This is a genomic window from Mesorhizobium sp., from assembly GCF_004962245.1.
Taxonomy (GTDB): domain Bacteria; phylum Pseudomonadota; class Alphaproteobacteria; order Rhizobiales; family Rhizobiaceae; genus Mesorhizobium.
Genome location: NZ_SUHQ01000040.1, coordinates 33,240 through 47,976 on the forward strand (window position 1 = coordinate 33,240; position 14,737 = coordinate 47,976).

Annotated in this window: 15 protein-coding genes; 6 read left to right on the top strand and 9 right to left on the bottom strand. The window is 63.6% G+C overall.

All coding sequences use genetic code 11. The features are described 5' to 3' along the window. Positions 1-6 precede the first annotated feature (6 nt). Positions 7-1,350: an MBL fold metallo-hydrolase gene (locus E5X88_RS30150; protein WP_292167694.1), complete on the top strand. Its 1,344-nt coding sequence runs from the start codon at positions 7-9 to the stop codon at positions 1,348-1,350. A gap of 174 nt (positions 1,351-1,524) precedes the next feature. Here E5X88_RS30150 and E5X88_RS30155 read toward each other — a convergent pair whose 3' ends face one another. After that, positions 1,525-1,848: a hypothetical protein gene (locus E5X88_RS30155; protein WP_292167696.1), complete on the bottom strand. Its 324-nt coding sequence runs from the start codon at positions 1,846-1,848 to the stop codon at positions 1,525-1,527. A 178-nt stretch (positions 1,849-2,026) separates the two neighbouring features. On the opposite strand from E5X88_RS30155, the gene mbfA reads away from it, so the two are divergent. Further along, positions 2,027-3,016: an iron exporter MbfA gene (gene mbfA / locus E5X88_RS30160; RefSeq protein ID WP_292167698.1), complete on the top strand. Its 990-nt coding sequence runs from the start codon at positions 2,027-2,029 to the stop codon at positions 3,014-3,016. 60 nt (positions 3,017-3,076) lie between these two features. Here the strand turns inward: mbfA and E5X88_RS30165 are convergent, their stop codons facing one another. The 3 genes from E5X88_RS30165 to E5X88_RS30175 form a co-directional block, all read right to left on the bottom strand. Then, positions 3,077-3,421, bottom strand: coding sequence for an antibiotic biosynthesis monooxygenase (locus E5X88_RS30165; RefSeq protein ID WP_292167699.1), 345 nt, complete (start codon positions 3,419-3,421; stop codon positions 3,077-3,079). Then, positions 3,418-3,750, bottom strand: a complete 333-nt coding sequence (locus E5X88_RS30170) for an NIPSNAP family protein (RefSeq protein WP_292167700.1) — start codon at positions 3,748-3,750, stop codon at positions 3,418-3,420. Before E5X88_RS30170 ends, E5X88_RS30165 begins: the two co-directional genes overlap by 4 nt. 92 nt (positions 3,751-3,842) lie before the next feature. Next, positions 3,843-4,070, bottom strand: coding sequence for a DUF1127 domain-containing protein (locus tag E5X88_RS30175; RefSeq protein ID WP_292167701.1), 228 nt, complete (start codon positions 4,068-4,070; stop codon positions 3,843-3,845). Positions 4,071-4,138: 68 nt separating this feature from the next. On the opposite strand from E5X88_RS30175, the gene E5X88_RS30180 reads away from it, so the two are divergent. Next, positions 4,139-4,813: a winged helix-turn-helix domain-containing protein gene (locus tag E5X88_RS30180; protein ID WP_292167703.1), complete on the top strand. Its 675-nt coding sequence runs from the start codon at positions 4,139-4,141 to the stop codon at positions 4,811-4,813. Positions 4,814-4,816: 3 nt separating this feature from the next. Here E5X88_RS30180 and ligD read toward each other — a convergent pair whose 3' ends face one another. Then, a complete protein-coding gene (gene ligD / locus E5X88_RS30185) occupies positions 4,817-7,342 on the bottom strand; it encodes a DNA ligase D (protein ID WP_292167705.1) in 2,526 nt (841 codons plus the stop codon). Positions 7,343-7,486: 144 nt separating this feature from the next. Further along, a complete protein-coding gene (locus E5X88_RS30190) occupies positions 7,487-7,993 on the bottom strand; it encodes a ferritin-like domain-containing protein (protein ID WP_292167706.1) in 507 nt (168 codons plus the stop codon). Between the two features lie 411 nt (positions 7,994-8,404). Between E5X88_RS30190 and E5X88_RS30195 the strand changes: the two genes are divergently transcribed. Next, a complete protein-coding gene (locus E5X88_RS30195; RefSeq protein ID WP_126036348.1) occupies positions 8,405-8,551 on the top strand; it encodes a hypothetical protein in 147 nt (48 codons plus the stop codon). Between the two features lie 294 nt (positions 8,552-8,845). Here the strand turns inward: E5X88_RS30195 and E5X88_RS30200 are convergent, their stop codons facing one another. The 3 genes from E5X88_RS30200 to E5X88_RS30210 form a co-directional block, all read right to left on the bottom strand. Further along, a complete protein-coding gene (locus E5X88_RS30200; protein WP_292167709.1) occupies positions 8,846-9,229 on the bottom strand; it encodes a DUF1850 domain-containing protein in 384 nt (127 codons plus the stop codon). Then, positions 9,226-11,334 carry a TRAP transporter permease gene (locus E5X88_RS30205; protein ID WP_292167711.1) on the bottom strand — a complete coding sequence of 703 codons (2,109 nt, stop codon included), beginning with the start codon at positions 11,332-11,334 and terminating at the stop codon, positions 9,226-9,228. The genes E5X88_RS30200 and E5X88_RS30205 overlap by 4 nt, the downstream gene beginning before the upstream one ends. A gap of 209 nt (positions 11,335-11,543) precedes the next feature. Beyond that, entirely contained in the window at positions 11,544-12,503 is a 960-nt protein-coding gene (locus E5X88_RS30210; RefSeq protein ID WP_292167712.1) for a TAXI family TRAP transporter solute-binding subunit, read from the bottom strand. Between the two features lie 244 nt (positions 12,504-12,747). Here E5X88_RS30210 and E5X88_RS30215 point away from each other — a divergent pair, with 244 nt between their 5' ends. Continuing rightward, positions 12,748-13,101: a YciI family protein gene (locus tag E5X88_RS30215; RefSeq protein ID WP_292167713.1), complete on the top strand. Its 354-nt coding sequence runs from the start codon at positions 12,748-12,750 to the stop codon at positions 13,099-13,101. Next, positions 13,098-14,351 carry a DUF6596 domain-containing protein gene (locus tag E5X88_RS30220; protein ID WP_292167714.1) on the top strand — a complete coding sequence of 418 codons (1,254 nt, stop codon included), beginning with the start codon at positions 13,098-13,100 and terminating at the stop codon, positions 14,349-14,351. The genes E5X88_RS30215 and E5X88_RS30220 overlap by 4 nt, the downstream gene beginning before the upstream one ends. The last annotated feature ends 386 nt before the right edge of the window (positions 14,352-14,737 follow it).

A 14,737-nucleotide genomic window follows, 5' to 3' on the forward strand; every position in this document is an offset into this window, starting at 1 on the left:
CGCACCATGAAGATCACGCTTCTGCCGTCCGAGAAGGGCGATTGCCTGCTGATCGAGGCCGGTGCGGTCAGCATCCTCGCCGATGGCGGTATGCCCGGCTCCTACGCTTCCGAGGTTCGCGGCTTCCTAGGCAAATGGGCGGAAGACACTGGCAAGGATCTCGACCTCGTCTATGTCTCACATGTCGATCAGGATCACATCGCCGGGGTGCTGCAGTTGCTCGAAGACACGGTGCAGTGGCGCGTCTTCGAGCACAAGCGCGCCAACGGCCAACCGGCCACCAAGCCGCCCTTCAAGAAGCCCCCCGAAGTCAAACGGATCTGGCACAACGCCTTCAGGACGATGGTCGATGAGTCCGAGGCGATCGGCACCGTGCTCGCCGCCCGCGCCAACACGCTCTCCAGTTCGGCCAACCCGTCGCTGCTTCGGCTCGCCGACGCCTTTCGCAGCGTCGCCAACTCGATCCCCGAGGCGATCAAGGTGTCCCGCCGCATTGCCGCCGACCAGCTGAACATCCCGCTCAACGGTGAGTTCGGCAACCTGCTCGCCATGGTCCGTGGCCAGGAGGTGATCAGCCTTGCCGCTGCCAGCACCCTCGCCATCCGCGTCATCGGTCCGGCCAAGAAGGATCTCGAAATCCTGCGCAAATATTGGAAGGCCTGGCTGGCCGACAACCCCGGCAGCGTCGACAAGCTCGAGGCCTGGCTCGAAGACAATGAAGGCCCGATCCCGCCCGGCTTAGGCGTCTCCATCGACGACGAGCTGGGCAACCGCAAGAGCGTCACCGAGCCCAATCTCGCCTCCCTCATGCTGCTGCTCGAGGAGCCCAAGCCCGGCGGTGGCGTCACCCGCGTCATACTGACCGGCGACGGTCACTCCGACGATATACTTGCCGGCCTGACCCATCACGGCCGCCTCGCCGATGGCACCGGATTGCATGTCGATGCGCTGAAGCTTCAACACCACGGCTCCGAGCACAATCTCGACCGCAGCTTTGCCAAGCGCATCACCGCCGACCACTATCTGATCTGCGCCAATGGCGAGCACGAGAACCCCGACCTGCGCGTCCTCGAAGTCCTGCTCGACTCGCGCCTCGGCACCCTCGACAAGCTCTCTCCCAACCCCGAGACCAGCCGGCCCTTCACCATATGGCTCAACTGCAGCACCGATTACCTGGAGAAACAGCAGGTGGCCCATATTGCCAGGAAAGGCGCGCCCTCGGACAAGCTCGCTAAGTGCATCGCGCAGTTCACCGCGGTCGAGCAAAAGCTCGCCGACGCCAAGCAGGCGAGCAACGGCCGGCTGAAGCTGAAATACCTGAAAGCCTCGCCGCTCAAACTCGAGGTCTGACCCGCGCCACCACGCCGTCGCGACCGCATGGCTGCTTGGCAGGTTCCAAAATATGGGGCTGGGGGCCCTGCAGCTGACCGCCTCAGCTGGGGGCCCGCCGCCTGCGGCAATTCCCGGTTCGAACCCTTGAAAGGTCCACCGGACCTTTCAATTCGCCTCCGGTGAACCGACCCATCACCCCAAAAGCGTTCGTTGCCGTTTGGCGCCGCCCATCTTGCGCCAGGTGTTGAAGCGATGGGTGGCGGCGGCGAAGGAAATCTTCATCTGCTGGGCAACCGAATAGCGCGATTTGCCCTCGTCGAACATGCGGTAGCAGCATTCGACGCCCTCCTCGGTCAGCTTGCCGTCGGGAGCCTTGTTGTGCGGATTGGCCGGATCGAATTTTTCGACCTGCTGTTCGACCAGGCCTTTGAGGCGCTGCAAATCGACCTCGATGCTGGCGATGAGGTCGAGAACAGGCTTCGGATCAAATGCATGTGTGGGCTGTTTTGCCGGCATCTACGGATTCCTTTCTCTTCATTTAAGTTCAGCTATATAGGTGAACATTCACCAATAATGAAGAGGCGGAACGAAGTTTCCCGGGGCCAACAAATTTCGACGTCCGGTGGCGGGCGCGATTGACCAATGGCACACCAAACCCTAGTTTAGAACTATTCTAAACTAGGGTGAATTTCTCATGCTTTCCCGGGTATTTGGCTTCGGCTTTGGCCGCCGCCCCTTCGAATCGCTCTCGGAACAAGAAATCCTGGCGCTCGCCATCTCGTCCGAGGAGGATGACGGGCGCATCTACCGTGCCTATGCCGACGGACTGGCGGAAAGCTTTCCGCAATCGGCCAAGGTGTTCGAGGAGATGGCGGAAGAGGAGGACGGCCATCGTGACTCGCTGATCGAGCTTCACCGCAAACGTTTCGGCGAGCGCATTCCCTTGATCCGGCGCGAGCATGTGAAGGGCTACTACGAGCGCAAGCCAGACTGGCTGGTCCGGCCGCTCGGCATCGAGCATGTGCGCCAACAGGCCGAGGCGATGGAGCGACAGGCTTACCTGTTCTACGTCGAGGCCGCGAAACGCACCAGCGATGCCTCGACGCGAAAGCTGCTCGACGATCTGGCGGTGGCCGAACAGGGCCACGAGACTCTGGCCCAGCGGCTGGAGCAAAAGCATGTGCCGGGCACGGTGAAGGACGAGGAAGCCGCGGCCGAGCAGCGCCAGTTCATCCTGACCTATGTGCAGCCGGGACTGGCCGGGCTGATGGACGGATCGGTGTCGACGCTGGCGCCGATCTTTGCCGCCGCCTTTGCCACGCACGACACGTTCCAGACCTTTCTGGTCGGGCTTGCCGCTTCGATCGGCGCCGGTATTTCGATGGGCTTCACCGAGGTCGCCTCCGACGATGGCAAGCTGTCGGGCCGCGGCTCGCCGGTGAAACGTGGCATCACCACAGGCGTCATGACGGCGCTGGGCGGCCTCGGCCATGCACTGCCTTACCTCATCCCATATTTCTGGACGGCGACGATTATCGCGGCGGTGGTGGTGTTCTTCGAATTGTGGGCAATCGCCTTTGTGCAGAACCGCTACATGCAGACGCCATTCTGGCGCGCCGCCTTCCAGGTGGTGCTGGGCGGCGCGCTGGTTTTTGCGGCGGGGGTGCTGATCGGGAATGCCTAGCGACCCTCGCCTTCTCCCCTTGTTGTGGGAGAAGGCAAGGCCGCTCAGTAGCCGTCCCGCTCACCCATTCACCAGCCGGCTGTCCTGTGGCGCCTCGGCGCGTTCGGTCAGACCATAGTCGCGCACGACATGGGCGATGCGCAAACGATAGTCGGCAAAGATACCGCTACGGCCGGCCTTCTGAGCCTGCCTATGCTCCTCGGTGTTGCGCCAGGCTTTCACCGCTTCCTCGTCCCGCCAGAACGACAGCGACAGGATGCGGTTTTCGTCGACAAGGCTCTGGAAGCGTTCGATCGACAGGAAGCCGTCGATGCCGTTGAGCAGCGGGCGCAGGTCGGCTGCGATGCCGAGATAGGCATCGCGCTTACCCGCCGCCGGTTCGACTTCGAAGATGACGGCGATCATGGCAGCACCAGCGGTGCGTGAGGCCCCGAAGCCAGTTTCAGGAACATGCGATCCTCCTTCAGGATGAATTTCTCACGCCGCGCGAATTCGTAATTCGCCTTGCCGGCTGGATCGGCGGCGAGCCTGATACGGTAGGCTTCGTAGGCCGCCAGGCTGTCGATGTTGTAGGCAGCAAAGGCGGTGGTGGCCGAGCCTTCATGCGGCGCAAAATAGCCGATCAGATCGGCACCACAGCGCGGAATGGCCTGGCCCCAGTTGCGGGCATATTCCTCGAACGCCGCCTTGCCGAACGGGTCGATCTCGTAACGGATAAAGCAGGTGATGGCCATTTTCGTCTCCAATTGGATGCTTTCTTGCGGCGACAGTTCGAGCAGCATCAAAACGTTCCGAGGTCCGATGTGCTAGGCGATTTTTCCGGTGGTCATGCTTGCCAGAAGGATTTCGCGCATTCGCGGCGAACGTCTTCTGGCGTCAAGCCAAGATCGCGCAAAAGGTGCTCGTCAATATCGGCGAGGTCGAGGCGTTGCAAATGGCGGTCGTACCACCGCGCCAAGAGCCGCAGCCGCAACCGGCGTAATGTCACGAACGGGAACGGCAGGCGGCCGAACCGGCTGGCGGATACGGCGTTGGGAGCGGTTCTTGCGGTCATCGTCGTCTCCTTGATCTGAGCCGAGAATAATGGTTATCTGACAAGAATGCTTCGATGAAGGACGAACTATGCGTGAAGGACCCGACATAGCCCGCATCGCCAGCCTGGTCGGCGATCCGGCGCGGGCAAACATGCTGACCGCGCTGATGGGGGGCACGGCACTGACTGCGAGCGAACTGGCGCTCGAGGCCGGCGTGTCGCTGCCGACCGCCAGCTCGCATCTGTCGAAATTGATGGAGGGCGGGCTGCTGACGCTGGCAAGTCAGGGGCGGCATCGCTACTACGGGCTCGCCGGGCCGCAGGTGGCTGGCATGATCGAGGCCATCACCGGCGTCGCCGCTTCGGTCGGGCCGCAGCGGGTGCGGCCAGGTCCGCGCGACGCTGCGATGCGCGTGGCGCGAGTCTGCTACGACCACCTCGCCGGCGAACAGGCGGTAGCGATGCTGGATCGTCTTGTCGACAAGAAAGTCCTCATACGCGACGACAACGAGATCAGGCTTGGGCAGTCGGCCGCCTCGCATTTCGCCGCGCTCGGCATCGATGTCCAGAGCAAGGCGCGGCGACCGGTGTGCCGGGCCTGTCTCGACTGGAGCGTGCGGCGCTCGCATCTGGCCGGCACGCTGGGCGCCGCCATCCTCGACAAGATCCTTCTGGAAAAATGGGCGCGGCGCGAGAAGGACAGCCGCGCGGTGATCTTTTCGCCGCTGGGCAAGCAGGCGTTCGAGAGGACGTTTCTCGCCTGATTGTCAGCCGCGCTCGAGCGGCTTGCCCTGCTTGAAAAAATCCGCCCAGGGATCGGCTTCCGCCAACCGCTTCAGCGTCGTCTTGTCGCCGATCGGAAAGGCGTTCGGCGCCAGCCCGGCCTCGATCTCCGCCCAGGTCACCGGCATCGACACGGTGGCGCCTTTCTTGGCGCGCGACGAATAGGGCGCGACCGTGGTCGAGCCGCGGCCGTTGCGCAGATAGTCGACGAAGACCTTGCCGGTGCGCGCCTTCTTCGACAGCGTCGCCGTGTAGCGCTCGGGCGAAGCCTGTTCGAGCGCACGGGCGAAATCATGGGCGAAGCCTTTCACTTCGTCCCAATCCGCCGATGGTTTCAGCGGCACGACGACATGGTAACCCTTGCCGCCCGACGTCTTGACGAAATTCGGCAAGGACAGCTCGTCTAGCTGGCCGCGAATGTCGAGCGCCGCCGCGCGCACCGCCTTGACGTCGACGCCCTCGTCGGGATCGAGATCGAAGATGATCTGGTCCGGCTTCTCCAGCTCGTCGACAGTGCAGCCCCAGATGTGGATCTCGACCACGCCGTACTGGACCAGGGCAGCGACGCCGTCGAAATCGCGGATGAACAATATCTCCTCGCCATCCGTCGGGTCCTTCATCCTCACGATCTTCTCATGCATGCCAGGAGAGGCATGCTTCTGGAAGAAACGCTGGCCGCCGATGCCGTCGGGCGCCCGTACCAGGCTGAGCGGCCGGTTGACGATGAATTTTTCCATGCGCGGCCAGACCAGAGCGTAGTGATCGAGCAGATCCTGCTTCGATATTTTTTCCTCCGGCCACAGCAGCTTGTCCGGATGCGAGAGCTTAACGACGGTTTTCGCCGCCCCAGTGGATGTCATGGCGGTGGGCTTTGCCCTGGTCTCGGTCTTGCCGCTGGCAGGCTCGGCCTTGCCTGCGGATGCCTTCGGCTTTTCCTGCACGACTTCCTCCGCCGGCTTGTCCTCGCGCAATCCCTGGAACGAGGCGTGGCGTATTATATGGTCGGACGTCCAGCTGCGGAACTCCACTTCGCCGACAAGCTCGGGCTTCACCCAGACCAGCCCCTTGCCCTTGGGCACGGCCTTGTTAAAGGGCGAGGCCTTCGCCTTCAGCGCGTCGAGCTTTTTCTTCAGATCCGTGGCGGTCCTGGCCGAAAAGCCAGTGCCGACCCGACCGGCATAATGCAGCTTGCCGCCTTCGTTGTAGCCGACCAGAAGCGAACGCAGGCCGCGCCCGGTCTTTTCCGACGGCAGATAGCCGCCGATGACGAATTCCTGGCGCAGCGTGCACTTCGACTTCACCCAGGACAGGCCGCGGCCGCTGCGATAGGGCGCATCGGCCCGCTTGGAGACGATGCCTTCCAGCCCCATGCGGCAGGCGTGCTCCAGCATGACCTTGCCGGGTTCGGCAAAATGGTCGCTGAAGCGGACCGCCGGATTGTCCGGCTGCTTGCCAAGCAATTCCTGCAAGGCCTGCTTGCGCTCGACCAGCGGCTCTCTGCGCAGGTCTTCGCCGTCGAGACGCATCAGGTCGAAGACGTAATAGAGAAGACGGTCCGTGCGGCCCGCTGACAGGTCAGCCTGCAGCAGTGCGAAGGACGAGACGCCGCTGTCCGCCAGCACGACGATCTCGCCGTCAATGATGGCATCGGTGCATTGAAGACGCCCGAGTTCCGCGACGATCTCGCCGCCGAATTTGTCCGTCCAGTCGAGGCCGGTGCGTGTCAAAAGCCGCACCTCGGTGCCAGCAAGCTGCGCCTGCATGCGATAGCCGTCAAACTTGACCTCGTGTAGCCATTCCTTGCCGGGAGGAGCATCCCTCTGCAGGGTGGCGAGACACGGTTCGATGAATTCAAGCCGTTTTCCCGCGCTGGCCTTCTTGCCGATGGCCTGTCTGTTGGAATGCCAGACCCTTGGCTTCTTGCCGTCCGCGGTCTTGCCTTCTGCGACCTCCTCGATCGTCAGGCCTGACTTCACTGATTCCGGCGCCTCCCGCAGAATGTCCTCACCGGGGCGCGCTGCGGCGTCGTCGGATTTGATCAGCAGCCAGTTGTCGCGCTTTTCGCCGGGCCGCGGCTTCAGCCGCACCAGCTGCCAGAGACCGTTCAGCTTGTGGCCGTTGAGCTCGAAGCTGATATGGCCTTTCTTCATCGCCTGGGCCGGATCCGTCTCCGGTGTCCAGGTGCCTTCATCCCAGACAATGACGGTGCCGCCGCCATATTCGCCCTTGGGAATGATGCCTTCGAAGGGCGCATAATCGATCGGGTGGTCCTCGACGTGGACGGCAAGCCGCTTCTCGTGCGGATCGAGGCTCGGACCTCGCGTCACCGCCCAGCTCCACAGCACGCCGCCATGCTCGAGGCGAAGGTCGTAGTGCAGCCTTGTGGCGGCATGCTTGTGAATGACGAAAATGCCGCCGGCATCGCCCTTCTTGCCGCGAGAGACCTTGCCAACCGGCTCAGCGGTCTTCTTGAAATCGCGCTTGGCGTGATACTGTTCGAGACTGGCCATCGCACGCGGCCCTGTTGCCGATTTGATGTGGCGTCGGGGACTCCCGGCGCCGGCGCAGTTGAACGGATAGAAACCCGTTTCAGTTCCGGGCGCCGCGAAGCGAGGCAAAGCCGGATTTGCCCGGCGTTGCCTTGATCGAGAGTCCTATTCGGCGGCCTGAAGGTTGACCTTGGCTTCGGCGATCTCGGTAAGCTTGCGGTCGGTCGCCTGCTCTTCCTTGATGTTGTTGGCCAGGACATTGGCGCAGTCGCTGCGGCCAAGCTGCTTTGCCCAGGCGATCAACGTGCCGTAACGGGTTATCTCATAGTGCTCGACCGCTTGCGCGGACGCGATCAGGGCGGCGTCAAGAACGTCCTTGTCGTCGATGTCGCCGCTGACTTCATCGGCCTCCTCGAGAATGCCGTCGATGGCCGGACAGTTGACCGTCTTGGCCCTCACGCCATGCAGCTCGAACACCTTCTCGACCCGCTCGATATGGCCCCTAGTCTGGCCGAGGTGCTTCTCCAGGCCGGCTTTCAATTGCGGATTGGTCGCCTTGTCGATCATCCTCGGCAGCGCCTTCTCGATCTGTTTTTCGGCGTAATAGATGTCGCGCAGCGTATGGACGAAGAGGTCGTCCAGCGTCCTGATGTCTTTCGAAAAGAAACCCATGGCTTTTGCCTTTCCATTGTTCTTGCTGTGTCGGGGTTGCGGCGGCGGTTCCCACGGAAGCCGCCTGCCTGCTGGGGCCGGGGTGGTCCCGGCTCGTGCGATCAACGTGCTTGAGCTGGGAGGGGTTCCGGGCTTTTCCCCGGGCAAGGACGGAAATTTCGCGGCGCCGGCCAAGGCTGAAACAAAAGCGCGCCGCAGCGACATCCAAACGAAACATATGTGATGCAAAAGTCACATCGACCGAAATGTCGACGAACTGCATGGAAAGACCCCGAATCAGCCGCATTGCGGCCACGAACCAAGGCATTTTCGACCAGATATTAACATCGTGTTCACCGACTATTCACGCCTCGACGCTATGATCCTCGCAATTCGGAAGGGACATCCGAAATCGGGACAGGGACAGGTAAAATGCACTTCTGGAATCACATCGCCGGCTATGCTGCCGCCATCCGCGAATTCGTCGCGCCGACCTACCGGCCGGAGCGCTATTACATGCGCGGCCCCGGGCCTGCTTGCGCCCGCCGCGGCAACACGCTCGGTATCAGCGCACACTGATGACGACCATGGAAAGCCGTCACGACAGCCGGATCTGCAGGCCGGCCGCCGATCACCGTGCGACCACCTATCGTACCGAGCGTCCTGCGCTGGACGACCGGCGGCGTGCGACAACGTCAGGGCTTTGATCTAGCCGCCAACCGGCTTGGTGTCTTTTGACACCAGGCAGCCTGGACTTGCGTGACCACCCAACCGAACCATCCTCCAGAACCCTTCGATACAAGCCATCCGTTGAAGGCGCGGCTGATTGGCTAGCCGCCGAGCCCTACCTTTGTAGCCTGGTAGAATCGTCCGCTACCGCGACTGGCTGGAACCTTCCGACCCGCACGGCTCCAGCACGATCGTGTCGCCGGGTGCCTTGCCCAGTTCGCGACAACCCTGAACCGTGCATAGCGTCCAACCTTCACCCGTCGCGCCGGAGGCCGCGAGCATGAGGCGCCGCTGCAGAGCAACATTGGGCGCATAGACCCACCAACCGTTTCTCAGCACCGAGCCTTCCGGTGGCTCCATGCCGGCGCCTGAACCCTTGATCCGCGCCTCAACGATTTGCAAACCGGAAGGCGTCACCTTCCAGTCTTCCTGCCAATGCGTCTTTTCCACCGAATGTATCCAGGAAAGTGTGAAAGCGGTGACGGCAAGCGTCACCGTCTTGCCGGCGGCCAGGATACAAAGGCTCATGCTGTCCCGGTGGCGGACGCCTGCCTCGCGCGCCAGCAGTGCCAGCCGATCCAGACAAGCGAGAGCGCCCAGCCGACCTCGTCGGTGAGCGGCAGCGCGGCAACCAGCAGCGCACCGGCAGCGAAGGCGACGAGACGTTCCCACAAGGCCATGCGCCGGGCGAGGAACCCGACAGCGGCCGCGCCCCACAGGACGATGCCCATGCAAGCCTTCGCGACGATATAGGCGACCTCGACGGGATAGCCGAACTGGGCGGCGATCGGACCGGCGTCCTGCAGCATCAGCGCCGGGGTGTAGACCGCCATGAACGGCACGACGAAGCCGGCGACGGCAAGTTTGGTGGCCTGGATGCCGATCTTGAGGCCGCTTTCCTTGGCCATCGGCGCGGCGGCGAAAGCGGCCAGCGCCACCGGAGGCGTGAGGTCGGCCATGATGCCGAAATAGAAGACGAACATGTGGCTGACCACGAGCGGCACGCCGAGCGACAGCAGTGCTGGCCCGGCCAATGACGAGGTGATGATGTAATTGGGGATGGTTGGTATGCCCATGCCAAGCACCAGGCAGGTGAGCATGGTCAGCAGCAGCGACAGGAACAGATTGTCCTCGCCGATAGAAATAATCCAGCCGATGAAGGTAGAAGCGATACCGGTGAGCGTCAGCGTGCCGATGACGATGCCGACAATGGCGCAGGCGATGCCGACCGGCAGTGCGTTCTTTGCTCCCTCGGCCAGCGAATCTATGCATATCTGCAGCGTCTCGCGGCCGCCCTTGAAGGTGACACAGGCGACGATTAGCCCGGCGATCACAAGGCTGAGGATGTTGACGCCGAACTTCATGAAAGAGGCGGCGGCAAGTCCCAGCGCCAGCCAGAAGACGATGCGGAAGGCAAGCGGTCCGATCAACGCCGCAAGCGGCGTGCCGAGAATGAGCACGATGGTCAGCGCCAGGCCCATGGTGCCGGCGAAGATCGGCGTATAGCCGGCAAACAGCAGATAGATGAGCGCCGCCAGCGGGAGCACCAGCGGCCAATGTCTTCTCACCGCGTCCCACGGATTGGGCAGGTCGGCCTTGGCCATGCCCTGCAGGCCGGCCTTGCCGGCTTCCAAGTACACCTGCCAGAAGCAGGCGCCGAAATAGAGCAGTGCCGGGATGATCGCCGCCTTGACCACCTCGGCATAGGGGATGTTCAGCGTCTCGGCCATGATGAAGGCGACCGCGCCCATCACCGGCGGCATGATCTGGCCACCCATCGACGAGGTCGCCTCGACGGCGCCGGCGAAAGCCGAACGGAAGCCGAAGCGCTTCATCAGCGGGATGGTGAATTGGCCGCTGGCCACCACATTGGCGACGCCGGAGCCGGAAATGGTGCCCATCAGCGCCGAGGACAGAACGCAGACCTGGGCCGGGCCGCCGCGCCATGTACCGACCAGGCCAAGGGCGAAATCGTTGAACAGCGCGATCATGCCGGCGCGTTCGAGAAAGGCGGCGAAGACGACGAAGATGAAGATGTAGGCGGCCGAGACGTAGACCGGCGTGCCGTATATGCCTTCGGTGCCAAAGGCGAAGGTGTCGACGAGCTGGGCGAAATCATAGCCGCGATGGATAAAGGGCGGCGGCAGATGATTGCCGGCGAAAGCGTAGGCGAGAAAGATCAAGGCGATCAGGGCAAGCGGCAATCCCATCAGCCGGCGCGCAGCCTCGAAAACCAGCACGATCAGCACCGCGCCGATGATCAGGTCCGGCGTGGTGAGGAAGCCGGAGCGGCGGATGAGATCGGCATAGAACACCCAGTTGTAGAGGCCGGTGGCGAAGCCGAGCACGCCGAGCACCCAGAATGCTGCTTTTGCCGGGACGCTTGTGGCGCGCAGATTGGCGATCAGGGCAAAGCCGAGCAGCAGCAGGAACCCGACATGCATGGCGCGCACCACCTGGCTCGGCAGGCTGCCATAGGCGGCGATGTAGATCTGGAAGATGGAAAAGGCGATGGCGATGAGAAAGGCGGCCTTGCCGGCGATGCCGTCGCCGAAACCCGGCGGCAGTCCCTCGACCGGGGCTTCGGCGGCAAGGACACGGGTCGATGAGGTTTCGGAATGAGCGTCGGTCATTGGCGGGCTCCTGGCTGGGGCGGTTCCCTTCCCCTCGAGGGGGGGTGTACTGCCGCCGAAGGCGGATGGACGGGTGGGGTCGTTGCGGCAGTGCGCGGCTTCAACCGACGCCACTTGCCTCGACCGTTGATCCAGAAAGCTGGAGCGCGTCACCGAGGACTCCTCCCGGCCCTGCGGGCCACCCTCCCCTCAAGGAGGAGGGGGACGGCTTACTTGATGAGCCCCTTCTCCTTGTAGTACCGCTCCGCGCCGGGATGCAGCGGCACCGGCATGCCGTCGAGTGCCTTGGCCAGATCGATCGCCTTGGCGGCGGCGTGAGCGGCGGCGAGCTGGTCGAGATTTTCGAACAGCAGCTTGGTCATCTGATAGGCGGTCTCGTCGGAGACATCGGCGTGGGTGATGAGGAAATTGCCGACGGCGGCTGTCGCGACATCTTCGGTCTGGCCCTCATAGGTGCCCTTGGGAATGACCACCGAAAGATAGGGCGAGCCGATCTTGGCGACATCCTGCGCCGGGACGGCGACGACGTTGATCGGCACCGACGTGGCGAGGTCGCGGATCGAGGCGACGCCGAGGCCGGCCGATTGCAGCGTGGCGTCGAGCTGGCGGTTCTTGATCAACTCGACCGATTCGGCGAAGGGCAGATATTCGACCCGTCCGAGATCCTCGTATTTCAGCCCGGCGGCGGCGAAGATGGCGCGGGCGTTGAGCTCAGTGCCGGAGGCTGGCGCCCCGACCGACAGGCTCTTGCCTTTGAGGTCGGCGAGCGTCGTGATGCCGGACTCCTTGCTGGCGACGATCTGAATGTAGTTGGGATAGATGGCTGCAATGCCGCGCAGCTTGTCGAGCTTGCCTGGGTATCCGGCTTCGGTATTGCCCTCGGCGGCCAGTTTGACGGCATCGCCAAGCGCGAAGGCGATCTCGCCCTTGCCTTGCTGCAACAGGTTGAGGTTTTCGACCGAAGCCTTCGTCGCCTGCACCTGGGTGCGGGCGCCTTCGATGCCCTTGCCGTAAAGCTCCGACAGCGCAACGCCGAGCGGGTAATAGACGCCTGAGGTGCCGCCGGTCAGCACGTTGATGAATTCCTGCGCCTTGGCCGACACCGCGCCAAGGCCAAGCGACAGCGCCAGCGCGCCGGCAGCAACAGACTTCGTTCTGAAATTGAGCATGTGATTTCCTCCCTGAAATATTTGCCACCGCACGACCCGAGGCGAGTTTAGACAGCGGGCGGGAAATGCCAACCCGCTATTGCACTCCTTAGACGAACGGTTGAGTGCCGCCGCCAAACATCAACGCTTGCGCAAGATCGCTGCGCAGCCGAAAGATTTTTCCGGCGCCTGTCGAAATCGGGCGAGGCCGCGCGACATACGTCCGGCTCGCAACGATGCGGCCTTCGAAACATGGGAGAAGACCATGCGATACATGCTTTTGATCTACGGAAACGAGGCCGGGATGGCGGCAGCGCCGACGGACGCGGTGACCCAGATGTCGAGCGCCTATGTCAGCTATACGGAAGCGTTGAAGAAATCCGGCGCCTGGCTCGCCGGCGACCGGTTGAAGCCGACGCAATCCGCCACCTCGGTGCGGATGGCCGACGGCAAGACCAACGTGCTCGACGGCCCTTATGCCGACACCAAGGAACAGCTTGCCGGTTTCTACATAATCGAGGCGGAGGACGTCGACGCGGCGATTGCCTGGGCAGCGCGCTGCCCAGGCGCCAGCACCGGCACGGTCGAGGTGCGGCCGATCTGGGAATTGACCATGTGAGGGGGCAACAGCCCGACACCGTGCGGGCGGCGGCGGAGACCGCCGCCCGCCAGAGTTACGGCAAGCTGGTCGCCTATCTTGTCGCGCGCATGCGCGACGTGACCGGCGCCGAGGACGCGCTGGCCGACGCCTTTGCGGCGGCGCTGGAGCGCTGGCCGCAGACCGGCGTGCCCGGGAAGCCGGAAGCCTGGCTGCTTGCGGTGGCGCGCAGGCGCCGCGTCGACGCGGTCAGACGGCAGCTGACAAGCGAGGCGAGCCGCGACCATCTCAGGCTGATCGCCGAGGAGATGGCGGTCCGCATGGCCGATGAAGACCTGCCCGACGAGCGGCTGCGGCTGATGTTTGCCTGTGCCCATCCGGCGATCGAGGCCGGCGTGCGCGCGCCGCTGATCCTGCAGACCATTTTAGGCTTCGACGCGGCAACGATCGCCTCTGCCTTTCTTGTCTCGCCGGCCACGATGAGCCAGCGGCTGGTACGCGCCAAGACCCGCATCCGCGAGGCCGGCATTCCATTACGCGTGCCGGAACGGACCGAACTCGGCGAGCGGCTGGATGCGGTGCTGGAAGCGATCTACGCCGCGTTTGCCGAAGGCTGGTCCGATCCGGCCGGCACCGAGACCCGGCGCCGCAATCTTGCGACCGAAGGCATCTGGCTCGGCCGGCTGGTGGCCTCGCTGATGCCGGATGAGCCGGAAGCGCTTGGCCTGCTGGCCCTGATGCTGTTTGCCGAGGCGCGGCGGGCGGCACGGCGCAACGCCGCCGGAGACTATGTGCCATTGGCCGAGCAGGAGCTTGCACTGTGGGACGGCGCCTTGATCGACGAAGCGGAGACGCTGCTGAGGCGCGCCGCGGCCAAGGGTGTTGTCGGCCGCTACCAGCTCGAGGCAGCCGTGCAATCCGCCCACACGGCGCGGAGGCTGACTGGTCGGACCGACTGGGTCGCGATCAGACATCTCTACGACGCGCTGTCGGTGATTGCCGGCTCGCCGGTGGTATCGATCAACCGCGCGGTGGCCATTGCCGAGGCCGAGGGTGCCGCGGCGGGATTGAGCGCGCTTGATCAGCTTGGCGACGACAAGCGGCTTGCCGACTACCAACCCTATTGGGCGGCGCGCGCCGGCCTCTTGGGCAGGCTCGGCAAGACTCTGGAAGCGGCCGCGGCCTATGACCGCGCGATCGGCCTGGAACGCGACCCGGCCGTGCGGCGGTTCCTGCAGGAACGACGGGCGGGGCTCACAGCCGAAGGTTGAGGCTCGGCAAAGGCCGCGGTTCAGGCATGATCCTTTCCGAAGACCGGTTCCCACTTTTAGGATCATGCTCTAAGGCTGGGCGTTGGCGCCGCCCCTCATTGCCCTGCCGGGCATTTCTCCCCGTTAACGGGGAGAAAGAGGCCCACCGGGGCCATGGCGTTCTTTCTGCAACGCTGGTGATTGGCGAAATCGTCGATGAGAGCGCCCCTCGCCCCGTTTACGGGAAGAGGATGCCGGCAGGCAGGTGAGGGGCGGCGCCGACTTCGACAATTAGCGGTCGATACCGGAAGCGTAGGAACCCGCAACCGCAGGCCGGCTCATCCGATAGGACCTAGAGCGTTTCAGGTTTTGACGGAAGCATATCCTGCGTTGTTGAAATAGTTGGC

Coding starts and splice junctions, on each gene's coding strand:
- E5X88_RS30180 (WP_292167703.1), top strand. CDS start 4,139: ATGCGTGAAGGACCCGACATAGCCCGCATCGCCAGCCTGGTCGGCGAT.
- E5X88_RS30210 (WP_292167712.1), bottom strand. CDS start 12,503: ATGCTCAATTTCAGAACGAAGTCTGTTGCTGCCGGCGCGCTGGCGCTG.
- E5X88_RS30195 (WP_126036348.1), top strand. CDS start 8,405: ATGCACTTCTGGAATCACATCGCCGGCTATGCTGCCGCCATCCGCGAA.
- mbfA (WP_292167698.1), top strand. CDS start 2,027: ATGCTTTCCCGGGTATTTGGCTTCGGCTTTGGCCGCCGCCCCTTCGAA.
- E5X88_RS30215 (WP_292167713.1), top strand. CDS start 12,748: ATGCGATACATGCTTTTGATCTACGGAAACGAGGCCGGGATGGCGGCA.
- E5X88_RS30190 (WP_292167706.1), bottom strand. CDS start 7,993: ATGGGTTTCTTTTCGAAAGACATCAGGACGCTGGACGACCTCTTCGTC.
- ligD (WP_292167705.1), bottom strand. CDS start 7,342: ATGGCCAGTCTCGAACAGTATCACGCCAAGCGCGATTTCAAGAAGACC.
- E5X88_RS30165 (WP_292167699.1), bottom strand. CDS start 3,421: ATGATCGCCGTCATCTTCGAAGTCGAACCGGCGGCGGGTAAGCGCGAT.
- E5X88_RS30155 (WP_292167696.1), bottom strand. CDS start 1,848: ATGCCGGCAAAACAGCCCACACATGCATTTGATCCGAAGCCTGTTCTC.
- E5X88_RS30170 (WP_292167700.1), bottom strand. CDS start 3,750: ATGGCCATCACCTGCTTTATCCGTTACGAGATCGACCCGTTCGGCAAG.
- E5X88_RS30205 (WP_292167711.1), bottom strand. CDS start 11,334: ATGACCGACGCTCATTCCGAAACCTCATCGACCCGTGTCCTTGCCGCC.
- E5X88_RS30200 (WP_292167709.1), bottom strand. CDS start 9,229: ATGAGCCTTTGTATCCTGGCCGCCGGCAAGACGGTGACGCTTGCCGTC.
- E5X88_RS30150 (WP_292167694.1), top strand. CDS start 7: ATGAAGATCACGCTTCTGCCGTCCGAGAAGGGCGATTGCCTGCTGATC.
- E5X88_RS30175 (WP_292167701.1), bottom strand. CDS start 4,070: ATGACCGCAAGAACCGCTCCCAACGCCGTATCCGCCAGCCGGTTCGGC.